Here is a 19,100-nt window from a genome sequence, read left to right on the forward strand (position 1 = left end):
GAAATCAGGGCCGTGAGGAGCGCAAGAATCTGATTGCCACCACCAAGTCGCGCTGGGCCCAGCAGCTCTCGTCCATGGACCATGAAGATGACGATCCCGGCACCACATGGAACGAGCGCGCCCGCAAGGCCAAGCCAGACTGGATGAGCCCGCGCATGGCGTGGCGGGCCATCCAGGCCGCGCTGCCCAAGGATGCCATCATCTCTTCCGACATCGGCAACAACTGCGCGATCGGCAACGCCTATCCTAGCTTCGAGGAGGGCCGGAAATATCTTGCGCCCGGCCTGTTCGGACCCTGCGGCTACGGTCTGCCGTCCGTCGTTGGCGCAAAGATCGCCTGCCCGAATACTCCCGTCGTAGGCTTTGCCGGGGATGGCGCATTCGGTATCGCCTGCACCGAACTCACGGCCATCGGCCGCAAGGAGTGGCCGGCCATCACCATGGTGGTGTTCCGCAACTATCAGTGGGGCGCCGAGAAGCGCAATTCCACGCTCTGGTATGATGACAACTTCGTGGGCACTGAGCTGGACACGCATGTCTCATATGCCGGCGTGGCCAAGGCCTGCGGTCTTCAGGGCGTGGTGGCGCGCACCATGGATGAGCTTCGCGATGCGCTTGCCAAGGCAGTCGAAGACCAGATGAAGCACAAGAAGACGACACTCATCGAGGCGCTCATCAACCAGGAACTGGGCGAGCCCTTCCGGCGCGACGCCATGAAGAAGCCCGTCGCGGTTGCCGGGATCGACGCAAAGGACATGCGCGTCCAGACGGTCTGAGGGCGCGGCGCTTGCCTTACATGCCGAGGCGGTAGGCGCGGATGCCATTGTCGCGGAAGAGCTTGCGCCTTTCCGCGGCTGTGGCGCCAGCCGTGGCCCAGTCGAGAACCTCGAGCCAGTCGGTGTAGCGCCCTGCCAGTTCTGAAACCGGCCAGTCTCCTCCATACATCAGCCGGTCGAAGCCAAAGCAGTCGATCACATGGTCGATGTAGGGCCGGAGCTGGTCTCGCGTCCACGACGCATGATCCGCTTCTGTGGTGACACCGGAGAGCTTGCACATCACATTGGGCAGGGCTGCCAGTTCACGGATGTGGCTCTTCCAGGGTTCGATCAGGCCATCCTTGATGCCAGGCTTGCCGATATGATCAAGGATAAAGGAGACCTCCGGGCATTTCCGCACCAGAGACAGTATTGCTGGCAACTGGTGATGATAGATGCAGATGTCAAAGTTCAGATTGTACTTGGGAAGCAGTTTCACTGCCGCGACGAAATCTGGCTTCACCGCGAAGTCCGGGTCTGGCTGATTCTGGATCAGGCGGCGGATGCCGCGCATCACCGGCAGCTTCGCAAGCCGCGCCATGTCCGGTTCAAGTGCTGGCCCTTTTTCCATCGGCAGGCTGGCGACGCAGCCCTTGATTCGTGCATCGCTTCGGGCGAGCGACTGCACCCAGTCGGCCTCCTCGAGATGCTGTGGCATGTCGACGTCGACTTCGACGAATACGAGGCTTTCGAGCGTGTAGGGCTTTGCCCGCTGCTCCAGGTCCGCAACCGACCAGTCCCGGACCAGCTTTGGTGCGCCTGACGCCCAGCTATATTTGAATTTCTTGATGTCGAGCAAATGAACGTGGGTATCGGTGATGGGGAAATCAATCATGTCTGCCTGCCTTCTGATGATCCCTGTCTAGACGAGTGGTCCGCCGCCGTCACGTGTTGCCATGCTGTTCTTCAAATGGCAAAAACCGGTTCCGCGAGCCCCCTGATGCCTGTCTCCAGAGCAAGAACGCCGCCGCCAGGCCCCGGCTCGTCTGCTGCCCGGGTCACGCCGGGGCTCCATCCGGTGGTAACGAACAGCGTTGTCAGATCAGGGCCACCGAAGGCCGGCGCCGTGACCACGGGACAGGGCAGCGTGATGGATTGTAACACCCTGCCATCTGGCGCAAATCTGCTGACACGGCCGCTGCCGTAGTGCGCGCACCATACGGCACCTTCCGCGTCAACCGTGAGACCGTCCGGCAGTCCCTCGCCATCCCCGAACTGGGCGAACACGCGGCGGCGCTTGAGCGCCCGCGAGATCCGTGAAACGTCATAAGCCAGTATGCGCCGGCCGGCTGAATCGCTGAAATACATGGTTTCGCCATCTGGCGAGAAAGCGGGCCCGTTGCAAACGGCAAAGCCGCTGTCGCCAATGCTCGAGCTTCCATCAGCTTCAACGCAATGCAGAATGCCCCGTGGTTCGGTTTCAGTAACCTCGAACGTGCCGACCCAAAGCCGGCCGAAGCGATCCAGCTTGCTGTCGTTGTAGAGCACGTTCTCGCGGCCCCCGTTCGGGTCAGCAAAGGCGCTGGTTGTGCCGGTCTCCGGATCAAACAGAACAAGGCCTGAATCGACTGCCAGCATCAGCCTGCCGCCGCTGGCGAACACGAAGGAGCCGATCATGCTGGTGTCGGGAATGGTCCAGCTCCGGAGCTCATCTTGACCCCAGATCCTGCGGTGCAGTGTGGGACCATACCAGTCGATCCAGTAGAGCGCATTATGGTCGGGATGCCACATCGGGCTCTCGCCGAGCCTGTCGTGCGTTTGTGCCGCGATTGTCCAGCTTGCTCCGGCCATGGCCCTTTCGCCCTCCGCGTTACTGCGTCTTGATCCAGACCTTGCCCTGCCCGGCGACCACGTCTTTCACTGGGCGGATCTGGTCCATGTGCCCGCCCATTGCCGCATAGGCATCTTGCGGCATGGTGAATTCAATGGGCGCCACCAGAGCCGGTGTCGGAACCGAGCCGAAGGCATTTGCTGGCAACGTTGTGACGTCGACCATGTAAGTGATGCCGCCGCCCGGCCAGACATAGCAGGGCGCGCCACCCGCGGTTACGCGTGTCGATGTCTGCTTGACGGATTGGGTGAGCCGGACCGGGTTCTCGGTGACGCCCGCGCGCAGCGATCCGCCAGCGCCCGCCATGAACAATACAGAGCAGAGCGCTGGTTCGCAGTTCTCGCGAATGCGTTCGACTGACAACTGCAGTGCGGGCGGCAGATTCTTTTCGACGGGCGTCAGCGTCTCGTCGAGTTCGTAATAGGTGTAATGCTCACCCGTGGTGGACACCATCAGCATGCGCAGGCCGGGCCATGCCTCCCTGGGGTCGAAGGGCTTCAAGATGCTGAGCGGGTCGGTGAGGTCGGTGCCGCCCCAGCCCGTCCCTGGATGCGCGACCTTGAAGTAGCGGCCGGGCGTGGAACGGTGTCCCTTCATCTTGATCCCGGTGTCGCGTACGCCCAGGAATTTTCCGGCCTGATGCTCGGAGAGCACGCCAGTGATGTGGTCATCCACCACCACGACCTCGTCAACGAGACCAAGCCACTGCCTGGCGAACATGCCGATGGTGGCGGAGCCGCAGCCCACCCGCATGCGCTCTTCCACATGGCCATTGATGACCGGCGCCTTGCCTGCTGCAATGACGATCGAGGCACCGCCGTCCACGACGGCCTCCACCGGATGGCCATTGGCCAGCGACAGCATGGTCTCGCAGGTAACGCGGCCTTCCTTCTTCGAGCCTCCGGTAAGATGCCTGACGCCGCCCAGTGACAGCATCTGCGAGCCATATTCCGCAGTGGTGACATGGCCGACCTGCTCGCCATCCACCCGCACGGCGGCGCGCTCGTCACCGAGGTGACGGTCGGTGTCGATCTTCACCTTCAGCCCGCAATAGCTGAATATGCCTTCGGTCACGACCGTGACCATGTCGACGCCGTCGACCTCGGCTGACACGATGAAGGGCGCGGGCTTATAGTCGGGATAGGTAGTGCCTGCGCCGATCGCGGTCACGAAGGTCCGGGGTTCGCGCAGGATACGCCCATCCCAGTCCTGCGATGTCGGGAGGAACGGAACCATCTCGCCGCCGCGAGATGAGGTTCTGTCCAGCAGTACATGCGGGTCGACGCGCGTCAGCACGCCACCGCGGTTGGCATAGCGATCGCAGGCGCCCAGCATGCCCTCGCGGATGTAACAGAGCACAGGGCAGGCATCGCAGCGGATCTTGCCGGGCTGGTCGTCCATGCAGGCTTCCAGACAAAAGATTGACAGCAATCGAATGATCTCATAATTTTCATTTGTATACAAACAAAAATCTGCCGAGCGATCCCATGAGCACTCTCTTCGAGGAGGAAGTTCTGAGCGTCCATCACTGGACGGACCGGCTCTTCAGCTTCAAGACCACCCGCTCGCCCGCTTTCCGCTTCGAGAACGGGCAATTCACGATGATCGGCTTGCCGGTTGACGGCAAGCCGCTGTTGCGCGCCTACAGCCTGGTCAGCCCGAACTACGCTGAAGAGCTGGAATTCCTGTCGATCAAGGTGGCTGACGGACCCTTGACCTCGAGGCTCCAGCACATCCGGGCGGGTGACAAGATCCTGGTCGGCCGCAAGCCCACCGGTACGCTGCTGGTCGACAATCTGCTTCCAGGCCGCAATCTCTATCTGCTTGGCACGGGCACCGGCCTTGCCCCCTTCATGAGCCTGGTCAAGGACCCCGCAGTATATGAGCGCTACGAGAAGGTGGTTCTGGTGCATGGCTGCCGTTTTGCCGCCGAACTGGCCTATGCCCAGGCGATCGAGAACGACCTTCCGGCGGACGAACTGCTGGGTGAGGAAATCCGTGCCAAGCTGCTCTATTATCCGACCGTCACCCGTGAGGAGTTCCGGCACCGTGGCCGCATCACCCAACTTATGGGCACGGGCCGCATTGCCTCCGATCTTGGCCTGGCGCCGCTCGATGCCGCCCATGACAGGGTGATGATCTGCGGCAGCCCCGCATTCCTGTCTGATATCACGACCCTGCTGAAAGGCCTCTCGTTCAGCGAGGGCAACAGCAGCGAGCCGGGAAGCTACGTCATCGAAAAAGCCTTCGTCGAGCGCTGAGCGTGGCAAAGGGGACAATCGAACGAAGCAGTGTCCCCGGGGGTTACCGCCTCGAAGACCAGATTGGCTTCCACCTGCGCCGAGCCAACCAGCGCCATACGACGATTTTTGCCGCATGCATGCCGGATGAGCTGACGCCCACGCAATGGGCGGCACTGGTCAGGCTGGCTGAGCTTGAGAGCCTGTCGCAGAATTTGCTCGGCCGGGAAACGGCCATGGATGCCGCCACCATTAAGGGTGTGGTCGACCGCCTCCTGCGCCGTGGCTTGGTCGAGACGAGGCCTGATCCCCATGACGGCCGGCGCATGCTGGTGGCCATCACCGCCAGCGGCCGTGAGGCCGTGCGCCGCGGTGTCGGCCCGGGCGAGCAGATTTCCGCTCAGACGCTGAAACCACTGAGTCCGCCGGAGCGCAAGCTCTTGCTGGATCTCCTCCGGCGGATTTCATGAGCGACCGCATTCCGGGGTTGAACTCGGTGTCCGGGCGTGTTGAACTCAGGTTGATTGACCACGGCCGAGACCGGGTCCGCCGTAGGCGGGCCAAGACAATCAGGAGGAAACGATGACGGATTCAAAACTTGTTTTGCCGAATGCCAGGCGCATCTCGCGCCGGTCTGCGCTCAAGCTGGCAGGGGCGGGCGCCGCAGCATCGCTGGCCGGTGGCCTTGCTGCCGGCCCCGGCTTCGTTCGCTATGCCCAGGCCCAGTCCTCGGAGCCCATCCGTGTGGGCTTTCAGGTGCACCGCACCGGCATTGGCGCTGCCTATGGCCGCTGGTACGAGCAGACCACCAACGCCGCGGTGAAGCTCATCAACGAGCAGGGTGGCATCAACGGCCGCCAGATCGAGATCATCGCCGAGGACGACGCCACGGACCCCGGCCGCGGCGCCGAGGTGGTCGAGAAATTCGCGACCCAGCACAAATGCGACGTGGCCTTCGGCACGCTGTTCAGCCATGTGGTGATGGGCTCTGCCCCCCGCGCTGGCGAACTGAAGCTGCCCTATTACGTTGTCTCCGAAGGCCATCACGTGGCATCGGGGGCGCTCAACCGCTACACCTTCCAGCCCGGCATCACCGATGTGAAGTCGCAGGTCATTTCTATGGCGCCGTGGATTGCCAAGAATGTCGGCAAGAAGGTTGCCATGATCTTCCCGGACTTCGCCTTCGGCTATGATCACCGCGACTATTTCTCCGCTGCCATCAAGGCGCAGGGCGGCGAGGTCAATGCGCTGATCCCCATTCCGCCGACCGAAACTTCATTCACCCGTTATTTCCCCCAGATTCCGGCGGATACCGAAGTGATCTACCACGTCATGGTCGGACCGGCCGTGCTCACCTTTGTCAAGGAACTGGGCGAGCATTTCGGTTCTGAGCATCCGCCGCTCTTTGGTTTCATCGACAGTCTCGAGGCAGTCGACCTCAAGAGCCCGGGTCTCGAGTTCCTTGAGGGATCCTACCTCTGGGAGGCATATCCGCGCTTTGCCGGAGCCAGCCCCACGGCTGCGGACACCTTCTATCGTGGCAAGGTCGGCGTCGATGCCAATGGGGCCAGTGTCTCTGACGCGGCCGACATCTCGACCTATTCCCACATGTTTGGCTGCTGGGAGACCCTCTACATCATCAAGCAGGCGATGGAGGCGGCTGGCTATCAGGGTGCGGCTGACAAGGCCAAGCTCATCGAGGCCACCGAGGCGATCACCACCATCCCCGAGGGCAACGAGCATCCGCAGGGCGACAAGATCTTCAACGGCAAGATCCACCAGAGCTTCGGCCACCAGAATATTACCCAGGTGAAGAATGGTGTCGGCGAAGTGGTCTATCGGACCACCATCGAGGAGGGCCTCTACGAGCCAGAGGCCGACTACACCAAGATGCCGCTCTGACGCGATCTGATTGACACATGACATGGCCGGGCTTCTTGCCCGGCCAAGTCCGTCCTCACGGCAGGAGACCGTCGCCCACCGTGTCCTTCTTCCCACATCTACTTCTGGCCTTGCTCGAGGGTACCGTCGCTGCGGCGGTTCTGGCGCTATCGGCGCTTGGCCTCTCGCTGGTGTTCGGCGTCATGCGCATCGTCAATGTGGCGCATGGCGAGTTCTTCATGCTGGGCGCCATGCTGGCCTGGTGGATTGCGAAGATCGTTCCCGGCGGCCCACTGCCGGGCTTTCTCGCAGCCCTCGTGCTGGCTCCGCTGGCCGTGGGAGCATTGGCTTTTCTGACCGAGCGGTTCCTGTTGCGGCGCATTGGTTATGACCCGGAGGCAACCATCGTTGCCACCATCGGCCTGATGTTCGTCATTCAGCAACTCGCGCTCTCGGTGTTTGGCGCAGATGCCAAGCCGGTCGCTGCGCCCTTCACCTATCGCATTGCCTTTCCGTGGTTTGGCTTCTCCGGCTACAAGCTGTTTGTGGTCATTGCCTCCATACTGCTGCTGCTGGGAGTGTGGTGGGTTCTGGCACGGACCCGCTTCGGGCTCGTCATGCGCGTGACCCAGTTCGACCGTGAAACGGCCACCGCCTTTGGCATTCCTGTCAATCAGGTCTATGCGGCGGTCTTCGTCCTCGGTGCGGCGCTGGTTGCCATCGCAGCGGTGCTGATCGTTCCAATTCAGCAGGCCCATTATCTCATGGGTCTCGATCCGCTGCTGATGAGCTTCATCGTCGTCATCATCGGAGGCCTCGGGTCGATCAGGGGCAGCGTCATCGCGGCCCTGCTGATCGGCCTTGCCGATGGCGTCATCTCGATGTTCTTCACTCCCACGCTGGCCTCGATCATCGCGACGCTGGCCGTGGCGCTGGTGCTGGTGGTGCGGCCGCAGGGCCTGTTCGGAGTGCCGGCACGATGAACGCTCGCGTCATCCTGTTGCATGCCGCTGTCATTCTGGCGCTGTTTGGACTGCAATTCGTGGCGAGCGACTATGTCGTGCTGACTTTCACCCGCATCATGGTGCTTGCAGTCTATGCGCTCGGCTACAATATCCTGTTTGGTTATACTGGGCTTCTCAGCCTTGGACATGCCATGTTCTTTGCAACTGGTCTTTATGGCGCCGCGCTCGGCGTCACCCGCTTTGGGCTTGGCGCTCCCGAGGCCCTGCTGGTGGCCATCATCCTGGGTATCCTTGTCTCCACCATCATTGGACTTGTCGCGTTGAGGGCCAGCGGCGTGGCCTTCATGATCGTGACGCTGATGTTCAGCCAGGCCGCGTTCCTCACAGTCCTCTATTTCGGCGACTATACGCGTGGAGACGAGGGAATCGTGATCGCCGATGAGTTTCGCCGCTTCGGTCTGTTTGGTCTGGAAGCGGATCTTGCCAATCCCGTTCTGCGCTATAATCTTGCGCTCGCGTTTCTTGCGCTGGCCATCGTGATCTGTCTCGGCCTCGTCCGCTCGCGCATGGGTCACGTGTTGATTGCAATACGCGAAAACGAGAGCCGCACCGCCATGCTGGGCTACGATGTTGCGCGCTACAAGCTCATGGCTTTCGTTCTGTCAGGCACCTTTGCGGCCTTCTCTGGTGCCAGCTATGCCCTGATGTTTGCCTATGCAGGTTCGACTCTTGCCTCGATCCAGTATTCGATCCATCCGTTGCTCTGGACCCTGCTGGGAGGCGCAGCGACGGTGCTCGGCCCCGTGCTCGGGACGGCACTGATGTTTCTCCTTGTTGATTTTGCCAGCGGCTTCACCTCAGCCAGTCTGCTCGCCGTGGGCGTTGCGCTTATTCTGCTCGTCCTGTTCTTTCCAAAGGGCATTCTGGGTACCTTGCGCCAACGCGCCCTGCCGTGGTTGCCATGACCTGTTTGCTCGAAACCAGCGGCCTGTCGCGCAGCTTCGGAGGCCTCGCTGCCGTGAGTGACGTGGACTTCAGCCTCGCGCCTGGCGAGGTGCGCGCCGTGATTGGCCCGAATGGCGCCGGCAAGACGACCTTTGTCAGTCTCATTTCCGGTCGGCTTGCGCCCGGCGCCGGGTCCATTCGCTTTGCGGGTGAAGATGTCACGGCACTGCCTGCCTTCCGCCGCGTGCAGCGCGGCATTGCCTACACATTTCAGATCACCAGCATCTACGGCAACCTGACCGCCGAAGAGAATGTCGCACTTGCGGCACATCGCCCTGGCAGTGGGGCCGGGCTGGAATATCTGGCACGGGTCGGCCTCCAGGACCGCGCACGCCAGCGTGCCGCTACGCTCTCCTACGGCCACCAGCGGTTGCTTGAGATCGCCATGGGCCTCGCGCTGCGGCCGCGGCTTCTCATCCTCGATGAGCCCACCCAGGGCCTGTCGGATGCCGAGATCGAGAGCTTCATCGCGCTGGTGCGCCAGGTGGCGAAGGATGCAACCGTGCTGCTCATCGAGCACAACATGCCGGTTGTCATGGCGCTCGCGCATCGCATCACTGTTCTCGATCGTGGCCGCATCCTGGCTGAAGGCAGTCCCGCAGAGATCCGCGCCAATGCCGCCGTGCAGAGCGCCTATCTGGGAACGGGCTGATGCTCCAGATCCGCGACGTTGACTGCTACTATGGCGAGGCGCAGGTGCTGAAGTCTTTCTCGCTTGCTGCCGAGCCGGGCGAGATCCTGTGCCTGCTTGGACGCAACGGCGCAGGCAAGACTACGGCGCTCAAGGCGATCATGGGGCTGGTTCCGGCGCGGCGCGGCAGCATCCTGCTGGATGGCGCCGAGCTTACCGCGCTTGCTCCCCATGACGTGCCGCGTCAGGGAATAGGCTATGTGCCGCAGGGGCGCAGGCTGTTCTCGGATGCGACAGTCATGGAAAATCTCAAGGTCGGTCTGATGACCCGGCAATCTGGCCCGGAAGTCCTTGCGCATGTCCTCGATCTCTTCCCGCTCCTCAAGGAGCGGCTGACGCAACGCGCCGGAACCATGAGTGGTGGAGAACAGCAGATGCTGGCCATGGCGCGCGCGCTGTGCATCAACCCGAGGCTCCTGCTGCTCGATGAGCCGACTGAGGGCCTGATGCCCGCCATGATCGACCGCATCCGCCAGTCGGTGCTTGATCTCAAGGCGCATGGCGTCACCACCCTCTTGGTGGAGCAACGGGTCGACGCCGTCCTGCCAGTCGCTGACCGGGTGGCCTTTGTCGAGAATGGCAGGGTCACGGGAGTTGAACCTGCCGCAGAGCTGGCAGCGGACCGGCGCCTGATTGACCGCTACGTGGGAATTTGAACTTGGCGCGGCTGATCCTGAGCATGATCTGCCTGGCGCTGGCTGCCTCGCCAGCCTTCGCTCACGCCTCTGGCCGAGGTTTCGTGATGCTGTTGCCCACGGGCTATGTCGCAGCGGGCGGGACCTTGGCCGTTCTTGTCAGCTTTCTGGCTTTGGCCGCACTGCCCGGACGGTGGCTGCGTAGCCCATCTGCTGCACCGCCCATCTTTTATGGCCGCTGGCCGAGCCTGACCGGGGCTGGTGTGCTGGCCGCGCTGATCTGCATCGGCTTCGTCGGTCCGCGCGATCCGGCGGAAAATCTCCTGCCACTGGCGGTCTGGACGCTGTGGTGGGTGGCGATCGTCCTGCTCCATCCGCTGCTTGGCAATCTCTGGGCCTCGATCAACCCGTTCAGCGGTCTTCACGCGCTGCTCACCGGAGGCTGGCGCGGGCAGGGCCGGCGGCCACCCCTTCGCTATCCGGATTGGCTGTCCTATCGGCCTGCGGTCTTTATTTTCTTTGCCTTTGCCTGGTTTCAGCTTGTCTTTCCGGCGCCGGAGGACCCCGCGATCCTGGCCATGGCTGTGATCGGATATCTGGCAATCGGTTTTGCAGGCATCGCGCTGTTTGGCCCAGCCGAATGGCTTGGCAAGGCCGATCCGTTCTCGGTGTTCCTCACGCAGCTGGCCGCCACCGCGCCGATCGGGCGTTCAGGTCTGCGCTGGCCGGGGTCTGGCCTGCTCAGCCTGTCGCCGCTGCCTGCGAGCGGCGTCCTCTTCGTTCTGCTGACGCTCAGCGCCATCACCTTCGATGGCTTTGCCAACACCTTCGTTTGGCTGTCGGCCATCGGCGTCAACCCGCTCGACTATCCGGGCCGGACGGCGGTGATCGAAGCCAACACGCTTGGCCTGGCCGGAGCCTTTGTTGTGATGGCACTCGCCTTCCATGTGGCGGTGGCGCTGGGCTGGCTGTGGGCAGGCCGGCCGGTTGCCCTGTCCGCTCTTTGCGGCCGCTTCGTCTACTCGTTGATCCCGATCTCGATTGCCTATCACGTTGCTCATTACCTGAGCGATACCTTGCTCAGCCTGCAATATCTGCTAGCGGCGCTGAATGATCCGTTGCAGCGTGGCAGCGACCTGCTCGGCCTTGGCCACATGCATGTCACCGCATCGTTCCAGAACACGGCTTCCGGTAGCTTCGCCATTTACAGCACGCAGACTGCGGCGATCGTGCTTGGCCATGTGGTGGGCGTTGCCGTGGCGCACTCCATGGCGGCAGACATGGTTGCCGGTCGTCGTCAGCGCCTGAAGCTCGAGCTGCCGTTGGCTGCCTGCATGATTGCCTATACCTTCTTCGGCCTGTGGTTGTTGGGCGCGCCGTCAATTGCCTGACAACAAGCCCCTTGAACATGTCGCGACGAGAAGGCACCTTCATCAGCAGAAACCGGTTCGAATCTGCCACTGGCCGAAGTTGAGAAACTCATGAAGCACATTGTTCCTGCCCTGCGGCGGAATTTGACGCGCCGCGCGGGCCGGGCGCCGCCTCCGATCGGCCAGAAACGGCCCGCCCACGCCGCAGGAGACCCTGCGCTCATGCTGTCGGTGGCCTCCTATAATGTTCACAAATGCGTCGGCGCCGATGGCGTGTTCGACCCGGACCGCGTGGTGCAGGTGGTTCTCGAACTTGATGCCGACATCATCGCACTGCAGGAGGCGGATCAGCGCTTTGGCAACCGGCGCGGCCTGCTTGATCTTCGCGCCCTTCTCGAAAAAGGTGGCTACCGTTCCGTTCTTGATCAGGGTTCGCGCAAGCTGAGCCACGGCTGGCATGGCAACGTCATTCTCTTCCGAACGGGCAGCGTGACCGGCGTAACCAGGATGAAGCTGCCGGGCTTCGAGCCGCGTGGTGCGGTATTGGTTGATTTCGACGTACTGAACATGCCCATTCGCATCATCGGTGCGCATCTCGGGCTGCTTGCTTCATCCCGGGCACGTCAGGCGGAAGCCATTCTCAATGCCGCACACCCGGTCGATGACCGCGCGGTGATCCTGCTTGGTGATACCAATGAATGGCGTATCGGCGGACGCTCCGCCCTGCGGCCCTTTGATCCGCATCTGAGCGATGTTGACATGGCGATTGCCAGCTTTCCGTCGCGTTTTCCGCTGTGGCCGCTCGATCGTGTGCTCACCAACAAGCATGTGACGGTCTATGAGATGCAAGCGGTTGAGACCGCGCTGTCGCGCGTTGCCTCTGATCACCTGCCGGTCAAGGCGCTGATCGGCGTTACCCGCCATCAGGCCGTGCCGGCATTGCCGTCAGGCTGAAAGATAGCCCCCATCGATTGCCAGCACCGTTCCGGTCACGAAATCAGCAAGCGGCGAGCACAGGAACAGCACCCCACCTGAGATGTCTTCCGGCCGGCCCCAGCGCCCGAGCGGCGTGCGCGCCAGAATGGCGGCATTGCGCTCGGCGTTGCTGCGCAGGGCGTCGGTGAGTGGCGTGTCAATCCAGCCCGGCGCCACGGCATTGACCCGAATGCCGTCTGGCGCATAGGCGATGGCCAGCGACTTCGTGAGTTGCGTGATCCCGCCCTTTGAAGCGGAATAGCCTGGCACAAGTCCGCCGCCCAGGTAACTGAGCACCGATGCAATGTTGACGATGCTGCCGCGGCAGGCCGCCAGCTTGGTGCGCGCGGCCGTGCACATCCGCATTGTGCCGGTAAGGTTGACGTTGAGAACATCCGCGAACACTGCCGGATCGTGCTCGGTGCCACGCCGGATCACCCCCGCACAATTGACCAGATGGCCGAGTTCACTGAAGGATGCGATCAGCCCCTCCACTGCGGCGCCATCTTTCACGTCAAGCACATGGGTTTTGAGGCCTGGCATCTGTGCGCGGGCGCGGTCCGTTTCGTCGCGGCTGATGCCGGTCGCCGTCACATGCGCGCCTTCGGCCAGGAAAGCCTGGGCAATGGCGGCGCCGATGCCGGAGGTGCCACCCGTCACCAGGACGTGGCGATCAGCAAAGTAACTGGAGGGCCAGAGTGCCATTAGCTCTGGTTCAGCGCACGAAGTTCGTCACGTAGTCTGGGCCCAGGCCCACTGTCTCGAAGTGCTTGCGGCACATGTCGATCTTGGTGAAGACATCGTCGAAGCCGATGCTTTTGCCCCATGGGTCAACATAGTGCATCATGCCGCTGACATGGAAGAAGGTGATCATCTCGTCGACATCCTCGGGCACGACCAGCGTGTGTGTCTCGCCCGGAGGTTCGAAGACATAGCTTCCTTCGGTCGCCACCCAGTCATGCTCAAGGTAGCGCCAGCGGCCTTTCAGGACGAATCCATGCACGGGTTGCGGGTGCCGGTGACGAGACAATAAGCCTGCCTTGCGCACCTTCAGCAGCGTCACCCAGTAGCCGTGGCTGCGGTTGAGGCACAGGGGCCTGAACCAGACATTCTCCGCCTGTGGAACCCACAGGCGTTCATCGTCCGTGTTGGCATCCGGAATCACGATCTCGGTCAGCGCATCGACGGGGAAGGGAAGCTGATAGGGCAGAAGGGCGTTTTTCTCGGGCGCAGCTGGCATTGTAAGTCTCCGTTCGGCAAGCATGACTCAATAGCCTATAGGCTGGTCCGGGAAAAGCCTTCCGGTCCAGCCGGGATCGGCCTGCGTAGAAGAAGAAAACACCAAGAGTGCGCCATGCTGCTTGAACTCAAGGATGTCAGCAAGAGCTACCCGACGGGCGAGGGCCCGATTCAGGTGCTGAGCGGCATTAGTCTCGGACTGCCGCGCGGGGCCTGCGTGGCGCTGACCGGAGAATCAGGCAGCGGCAAGAGCACGCTTCTCCATCTTGTGGGCGGGCTTGATCGCGCCGATACCGGTCGCATCCTGTTTGAAGGTCGCGACATTGCAGGTCTGGGCGAGGTCGGGCTCGCTGCCTTTCGCCGTGACAGCGTCGGCATGATCTTCCAACAGTTCAATCTCATCCCCTCGCTCGACGTGGCGGCCAATCTCGCGTTTCAGGCGAGGCTTGCCGGCCGGCATGATGCACGCTGGTGCGAGACGCTCGCCGAACGGCTTGGACTGGCGGAACTCCTGCGGCGTTATCCCGAGCAACTCTCGGGCGGGCAGCAGCAGCGCGTTGCCATCGGCCGTGCGCTGGCGGCACGGCCTCCGCTCATTCTGGCAGACGAGCCCACCGGCAACCTCGACGAGGCAACGGGCGATGCAGTGCTCGATCTGATGCTGTCGCTTCAGGCCGAAACCGGGGCTGCATTGCTGATGGTTACCCACTCCCTGCGGCTTGCCGCGCGGCTTGGCAGCAGGCTGCATCTCAGTGCAGGGCGCCTCGCCTGATGCTGTGGCAAGGCCTCACCACACTGCTGTCGCATTGGTGGCGCCACCGTCTGCAGCTAGCAATGCTGCTGCTTGGTCTGGCGCTGGCGACTGCGCTGTGGTCAGCCGTGCAGGCAATCAACACCGAAGCGCGCCTGAGCTATGCGCGCGCGGCTGCAGTCATCGGTCAGGACCGTCTGGCAGCACTGGTCAGTGCAGATGGCGCGCCAATCCCTCAGAACGTCTATGTTCGTCTCCGCCAGGCGGGTTGGCTGGTCTCGCCAGTGCTTGAGGGAGATCTGCGCCTTGGCAATTACCGTCTCCGTCTTCTCGGCATCGATCCGCTGACATTGCCACCCGATGCAACTCAGATCGATGTCGGTGCGGCGGATATTGGTCTCGAGTCCTTCATTCTGCCTCCCGGCCTTCTCGTCGTGGCACCAGAAACGGCTGCGCGCCTGGCAGGCGAGGCGACACTGCCTCTGCGCATACGCGAGGCGTTGCCGCCCGGCCTGGCACTTGCCGACATCGGCATTGCCCAGCGACTGCTGCAACGGCCCTGGGAGATCACCCGCCTGCTGCTCTGGCCGCGCCAGATCGAAGGTCTGCAGCCGCTGGCACAACTTGCGCCTGGTCTCGTGCCGCGCCCTCCGTCTCGGGAGAATGATCTCTCCCGGCTTACCGACAGTTTTCACCTCAACCTCACCGCCTTTGGTTTCCTCGCCTTCGCGGTCGGGCTGTTCATCGTGCATGCTGCCATCGGCCTTGCCTATGAGCAGCGTCGGCCGATGCTTCGGACCTTGCGTGCGCTGGGCTTGCCACTGCCCGCCCTTGTGGTGCTCAGCTTGGTTGAGCTTCTCGCGCTTTCCGTCATGGCCGGGTTGCTGGGTGTGGCGCTGGGCTATGCGGTGGCGGCTGTATTGCTGCCTGATGTGGCGGCCAGCCTCCGGGGGCTCTATGGCGCTGATGTGCCAGGCCAGTTGTCGCTGTCGCCGTCGGTGTGGGGTCTTGGCCTTGCCCTCGCAGTCACGGGCACTCTGGTCTCGGCCAGCCTGAGACTATGGCGCATCGCCACCATGCCGCTGCTTGCTCCTGCCCAGCCGCGCGCCTGGAGCCGGGCCTCGACGCAGTCGCTCGCGCTGCAGGCGCTGGCCGGAGTTGCCTTGCTGGGGCTGTCAGCATTCGCCGTCATGTTCGGTCACGGACTCGCTGCGGGCTTCGCTGGATTGGGTGCCATGCTGCTCGGGGCCGCATTGGTGCTTCCCCTGCTTCTGTCACTGTTGCTTGCGATGGCGGGCCGTTCAGCGACCGGTCCCGTGGCACAATGGTTCTGGGCCGATACGCGTCAGCAATTGCCGGGCCTGTCGCTCGCTCTGATGGCGCTTCTGCTGGCGCTCTCGGCCAATGCCGGGGTTGGCGCCATGGTGGGCAGCTTCCGGCTCACCTTTGTGGGCTGGCTGGATCAGCGACTGGCCTCTGAACTCTATGTCACGGCGAGATCTTCGGAAGAGGCGGACCGGATGCGCGACTGGCTCGCATCGCGCAGTGATGCAGTGCTTCCGATCTGGAGTGCCGAGGACACAATTCTCGGCCGCTCGGTACAACTCTACGGCCTGCGCGATCACGCCACTTACCGCAAGAACTGGCCGCTCCTTGCCGCCGCGCCGGATGTCTGGGACAGGCTGTCGGCCGGGACTGGCCTCATCGTCAATGAGCAGATGGCCCGGCGCACCCAGCTTGGGCTCGAGGATCGCGTAAGGCTCAGGAGCGGGCGCGAACTTGCCGTTTCCGGAATATATTCCGATTACGGCAATCCCAAAGATCAGGCGATGATCGGCGTTGACCTGCTCGTGGAGTTGCATCCCGAGGTGAACCGGCAGCGCTTTGCAATTCGGGTTGCGCCGGACAAGGTCGCCGGGCTTGCGTCCGAATTGCAGGATGCCTTTTCGCTGGGGCCGGACAATGTGATCGATCAGGCTGGTATCAAGGCCTTCTCGCTTCGCATTTTCGAGCGGACATTCGCCATCACCGCGGCCCTCAATGTCCTGACGCTTGGCGTGGCCGCACTCGCCATGTTTGCAAGTCTGCTCACGCTTGTCGAAATGCGGCTAGCCCAACTGGCGCCCGCCTGGGCCATGGGGCTCACCCTGCGGCAACTGGCGCTGCTGGAAATCCTGCGCAGTGTCACGCTGGCTGCCTTTACCACGCTGGCTGCAGTACCGGTGGGGTTGGCCCTTGCCTGGCTATTGCTTGCCGTCATCAATGTCGAAGCGTTTGGCTGGCGTCTGCCCATGCATTTCTTTCCATCCGACTGGCTGTGGCTGGGGATGCTCAGCCTGCTGAGCGCAGGGCTGGCCGCCATTCTGCCTGCCCTGAAACTCTTGCACCGGCCACCGGCTGCACTGCTGAAGGTGTTTGCGAATGAGCGTTAGGATGGTTTTGGCTCTGCTGCTCTTGATGATGAGCGCTCCGGCTTTCGCCCAGGGTTTTGCAGGGCTGGGCAGCACGGCTGAAGGCTTCGCCATGCCTGAGCCAGGCCGAGTACTTGTTTTCCCGCGCGATCATGGGGCACATCCGGACTATCGGGTTGAGTGGTGGTATCTCACGGCCAATCTCACCGGTGAGGACGGTGCGGACTATGGCGCGCAATGGACCTTGTTCCGCTTTGCGGTCGCTCCAGGGTTTGGCGAGGGCTGGCAGAGCCCACAGCTCTGGATGGGGCATGCTGCAGTCACCACACCGGCGCAGCACCGGTCAGCGGAGCGGCTTGCCCGCGGCGGCATTGGGCAGGCGGGCGTCAGCCTCACGCCCTTCGCGGCATCCATCGACTCCTGGCGCATGGCCAGCCGGGCGGCACCTGCCGCGGATGAGATGTCGGCAGTGGATGTATCCGCCGCCGGCGAGGGCTTTGCCTACCGTCTTGCGCTTGTGGCCGACGCGCCACTCATCCGCCATGGCGATCGGGGTTATTCCCAAAAATCGGCGCAAGGCCAGGCGAGCTACTACTATTCCCAACCTTTCTATCGGGTGACTGGCTCTTTAACCCTGGACGGACGCGACATCGCGGTAACTGGCAATGCCTGGTTCGACCATGAATGGTCATCGCAGCCGCTGAGTGCAGATCAGTCAGGCTGGGATTGGTTCTCCCTTCATTTTGCATCGGGCGAAAAGCTGATGGGCTTTCGCCTGAGGGATGCGGGTGAAGGTTTCGTTTCGGGCACGTGGATTGCTTCGGATGGAACGGCCGAAGCCCTGCAGCCGGGCGAGCTCGTCGTGCAGCCATTGCACTGGGCGGAGGTGAAGGGGCGCCGCGTGCCGGTGGGCTGGCGGCTCTCGCTGCCCGCAAAAGGGCTCGATGTCACCACCCGAGCCTTGAACGACGCCGCCTGGATGGATACGCAGGTAAGCTATTGGGAGGGACCGGTCCGCGTTCAGGGCTCACATGCTGGTCGCGGTTATGTCGAGATGACGGGTTATTGAAACGCGGCCTGTGAATCCGTTTCCAGTTTTGCTTGCCTTGCGATAGAATGACTTCATGGATCGGAAAACGATGGACGACAAATCCCCTCAGCCGCCCAAGAGCCAGCCGGGCCCGGTATCAGCCCGCATCCGTGCACGGCTGGAAGAGGCCCGCAAGCGCTATCATGCCAACGACAATATCTCGGGCTTCATTGAGCCCGGTGAGCACGAAGCATTGCTTGAGGAAGTCACGGGCAAGATGCAGGGCGTGCTCGAAAGCCTCGTCATTGATGTGAGCCGTGATCACAACACCCAGGATACGGCGCGCCGGGTTGCCAAGATGTATCTCTACGAAGTGTTCCGCGGACGCTACGTCGCGCCGCCGCCGGTCACGGAGTTTCCCAATGCCGAATATCTGAACGAACTGATGATTGTCGGCCCCATCACCGTGCGCAGCGCCTGCAGCCACCATTTTTGCCCGATCATGGGGCGGTTGTGGATCGGTCTGCTGCCAAACGAGCATTCCAATCTCATCGGCCTCTCGAAATATGCCCGTCTCGCCGAGTGGATCATGTCGCGTCCGCAGATCCAGGAGGAGGCCATAGCCCAGGTGGCCGATCTCCTGATGACCAAGGTTGCCCCGGACGGGCTCGCCGTGGTCATGGAGGCTGATCACTTCTGCATGCACTGGCGCGGGGTGAAGGACAGCGGCGCCAAGATGATCAACAGCGTCATGCGCGGCGCCTTCCTCAAGAATGCGACGCTGCGTCGCGAATTCCTCTCCCTTGTCAACCTGAAAGACTGAGTTCCCGCATGTTGGTCCGCTGTGTCTATGCTAGCCGTGCCTCAACTGATCTGTCTCCCGCCATGATCGAGGACATTCTGGAACGCTCCCGGGTCAACAATCCTGCCCAGGGCATCACCGGCATCCTCTGCCACAGTGGTGACGTGTTCATCCAGGTTCTTGAGGGTGGTCGCGATGAAGTTTGCGAGCTGTACAATGCCATCGTGCGTGATCAGCGCCATGCCCATGTGCGGATTCTGGTGTTCGAGGAAATCCGTGAGCGCAAGTTCTGCAACTGGACCATGGGTCATGTCGATCTTGCCAGGGTCAATCCTGGCCTGCTGCTCAAGTATCACAAACACCCGGTGCTCGATCCCTTCACCACCTCGGGCGTTGCGCTGATGGCCTTGCTTGATGAACTGGTCGCCACCGCGGCGGTGCACACGCGGATGGCATGAA

20 protein-coding genes are annotated in these 19,100 nt (G+C 62.5%); 15 read left to right on the forward strand and 5 right to left on the reverse strand.

The annotated features are described in order from the left end of the window. Positions 1 to 776 (forward strand): thiamine pyrophosphate-dependent enzyme (locus ACILRN_RS02825; protein WP_395685340.1); only part of this gene is annotated, 776 nt, incomplete at its 5' end. A gap of 16 nt (positions 777 to 792) precedes the next feature. Here the strand turns inward: ACILRN_RS02825 and ACILRN_RS02830 are convergent. From ACILRN_RS02830 to ACILRN_RS02840, 3 genes are all read right to left on the reverse strand, one after another. Continuing rightward, complete coding sequence (locus tag ACILRN_RS02830; RefSeq protein WP_395685342.1) at positions 793 to 1,650, reverse strand: amidohydrolase family protein; 858 nt, start codon at positions 1,648 to 1,650, stop codon at positions 793 to 795. Positions 1,651 to 1,721: 71 nt separating this feature from the next. Further along, on the reverse strand, positions 1,722 to 2,606 hold the full coding sequence (locus tag ACILRN_RS02835) for an SMP-30/gluconolactonase/LRE family protein (protein WP_395685344.1): 885 nt from the start codon (positions 2,604 to 2,606) through the stop codon (positions 1,722 to 1,724). A 19-nt stretch (positions 2,607 to 2,625) separates the two neighbouring features. After that, entirely contained in the window at positions 2,626 to 4,047 is a 1,422-nt protein-coding gene (locus ACILRN_RS02840; protein WP_395685346.1) for a 6-hydroxynicotinate reductase, read from the reverse strand. An 86-nt stretch (positions 4,048 to 4,133) separates the two neighbouring features. Here ACILRN_RS02840 and ACILRN_RS02845 point away from each other — a divergent pair, with 86 nt between their 5' ends. From ACILRN_RS02845 to ACILRN_RS02885, 9 genes are all read left to right on the forward strand, one after another. After that, on the forward strand, positions 4,134 to 4,907 hold the full coding sequence (locus ACILRN_RS02845) for a ferredoxin--NADP reductase (protein WP_395685348.1): 774 nt from the start codon (positions 4,134 to 4,136) through the stop codon (positions 4,905 to 4,907). A gap of 2 nt (positions 4,908 to 4,909) precedes the next feature. Beyond that, positions 4,910 to 5,356, forward strand: coding sequence for a MarR family winged helix-turn-helix transcriptional regulator (locus tag ACILRN_RS02850; RefSeq protein ID WP_395685350.1), 447 nt, complete (start codon positions 4,910 to 4,912; stop codon positions 5,354 to 5,356). A 112-nt stretch (positions 5,357 to 5,468) separates the two neighbouring features. Then, on the forward strand, positions 5,469 to 6,788 hold the full coding sequence (locus tag ACILRN_RS02855) for an ABC transporter substrate-binding protein (protein ID WP_395685352.1): 1,320 nt from the start codon (positions 5,469 to 5,471) through the stop codon (positions 6,786 to 6,788). Positions 6,789 to 6,868: 80 nt separating this feature from the next. After that, complete coding sequence (locus ACILRN_RS02860) at positions 6,869 to 7,750, forward strand: branched-chain amino acid ABC transporter permease (protein WP_395685354.1); 882 nt, start codon at positions 6,869 to 6,871, stop codon at positions 7,748 to 7,750. Continuing rightward, positions 7,747 to 8,697, forward strand: a complete 951-nt coding sequence (locus tag ACILRN_RS02865; RefSeq protein ID WP_395685356.1) for a branched-chain amino acid ABC transporter permease — start codon at positions 7,747 to 7,749, stop codon at positions 8,695 to 8,697. Before ACILRN_RS02860 ends, ACILRN_RS02865 begins: the two co-directional genes overlap by 4 nt. Further along, a complete protein-coding gene (locus ACILRN_RS02870) occupies positions 8,694 to 9,389 on the forward strand; it encodes an ABC transporter ATP-binding protein (RefSeq protein WP_395685358.1) in 696 nt (231 codons plus the stop codon). Before ACILRN_RS02865 ends, ACILRN_RS02870 begins: the two co-directional genes overlap by 4 nt. Then, on the forward strand, positions 9,389 to 10,084 hold the full coding sequence (locus ACILRN_RS02875) for an ABC transporter ATP-binding protein (RefSeq protein WP_395685359.1): 696 nt from the start codon (positions 9,389 to 9,391) through the stop codon (positions 10,082 to 10,084). Before ACILRN_RS02870 ends, ACILRN_RS02875 begins: the two co-directional genes overlap by 1 nt. Positions 10,085 to 10,086: 2 nt before the next feature. Next, entirely contained in the window at positions 10,087 to 11,454 is a 1,368-nt protein-coding gene (locus tag ACILRN_RS02880; protein WP_395685360.1) for a hypothetical protein, read from the forward strand. Between the two features lie 90 nt (positions 11,455 to 11,544). Next, complete coding sequence (locus ACILRN_RS02885; protein ID WP_395685362.1) at positions 11,545 to 12,387, forward strand: endonuclease/exonuclease/phosphatase family protein; 843 nt, start codon at positions 11,545 to 11,547, stop codon at positions 12,385 to 12,387. On the opposite strand, the gene ACILRN_RS02890 is transcribed toward ACILRN_RS02885, so the two are convergent. After that, positions 12,379 to 13,113, reverse strand: a complete 735-nt coding sequence (locus tag ACILRN_RS02890) for an SDR family NAD(P)-dependent oxidoreductase (RefSeq protein ID WP_395685364.1) — start codon at positions 13,111 to 13,113, stop codon at positions 12,379 to 12,381. The genes ACILRN_RS02885 and ACILRN_RS02890 overlap by 9 nt on opposite strands. Before the next feature lie 10 nt (positions 13,114 to 13,123). Then, positions 13,124 to 13,648: a 2,4'-dihydroxyacetophenone dioxygenase family protein gene (locus tag ACILRN_RS02895; protein WP_395685366.1), complete on the reverse strand. Its 525-nt coding sequence runs from the start codon at positions 13,646 to 13,648 to the stop codon at positions 13,124 to 13,126. Between the two features lie 114 nt (positions 13,649 to 13,762). Here ACILRN_RS02895 and ACILRN_RS02900 point away from each other — a divergent pair, with 114 nt between their 5' ends. The 5 genes from ACILRN_RS02900 (at position 13,763) to ACILRN_RS02920 (ending at position 19,099) form a co-directional block, all read left to right on the forward strand. Next, positions 13,763 to 14,419, forward strand: a complete 657-nt coding sequence (locus ACILRN_RS02900; RefSeq protein ID WP_395685368.1) for an ABC transporter ATP-binding protein — start codon at positions 13,763 to 13,765, stop codon at positions 14,417 to 14,419. Continuing rightward, positions 14,419 to 16,830, forward strand: coding sequence for an FtsX-like permease family protein (locus ACILRN_RS02905; protein ID WP_395685369.1), 2,412 nt, complete (start codon positions 14,419 to 14,421; stop codon positions 16,828 to 16,830). The genes ACILRN_RS02900 and ACILRN_RS02905 overlap by 1 nt, the downstream gene beginning before the upstream one ends. Then, positions 16,820 to 17,878 (forward strand): lipocalin-like domain-containing protein, encoded by a 1,059-nt coding sequence (locus ACILRN_RS02910; protein WP_395685371.1) that lies wholly within the window; start codon positions 16,820 to 16,822, stop codon positions 17,876 to 17,878. The genes ACILRN_RS02905 and ACILRN_RS02910 overlap by 11 nt, the downstream gene beginning before the upstream one ends. A 70-nt stretch (positions 17,879 to 17,948) precedes the next feature. Then, on the forward strand, positions 17,949 to 18,662 hold the full coding sequence (gene folE, locus ACILRN_RS02915; RefSeq protein WP_395685373.1) for a GTP cyclohydrolase I: 714 nt from the start codon (positions 17,949 to 17,951) through the stop codon (positions 18,660 to 18,662). Positions 18,663 to 18,670: 8 nt separating this feature from the next. Beyond that, positions 18,671 to 19,099, forward strand: a complete 429-nt coding sequence (locus ACILRN_RS02920; protein ID WP_395685374.1) for a BLUF domain-containing protein — start codon at positions 18,671 to 18,673, stop codon at positions 19,097 to 19,099. Position 19,100 lies beyond the last annotated feature (1 nt).

This window comes from Aestuariivirga sp. (assembly GCF_044238155.1).
Taxonomy (GTDB): Bacteria; Pseudomonadota; Alphaproteobacteria; order Rhizobiales; family Aestuariivirgaceae; genus Aestuariivirga.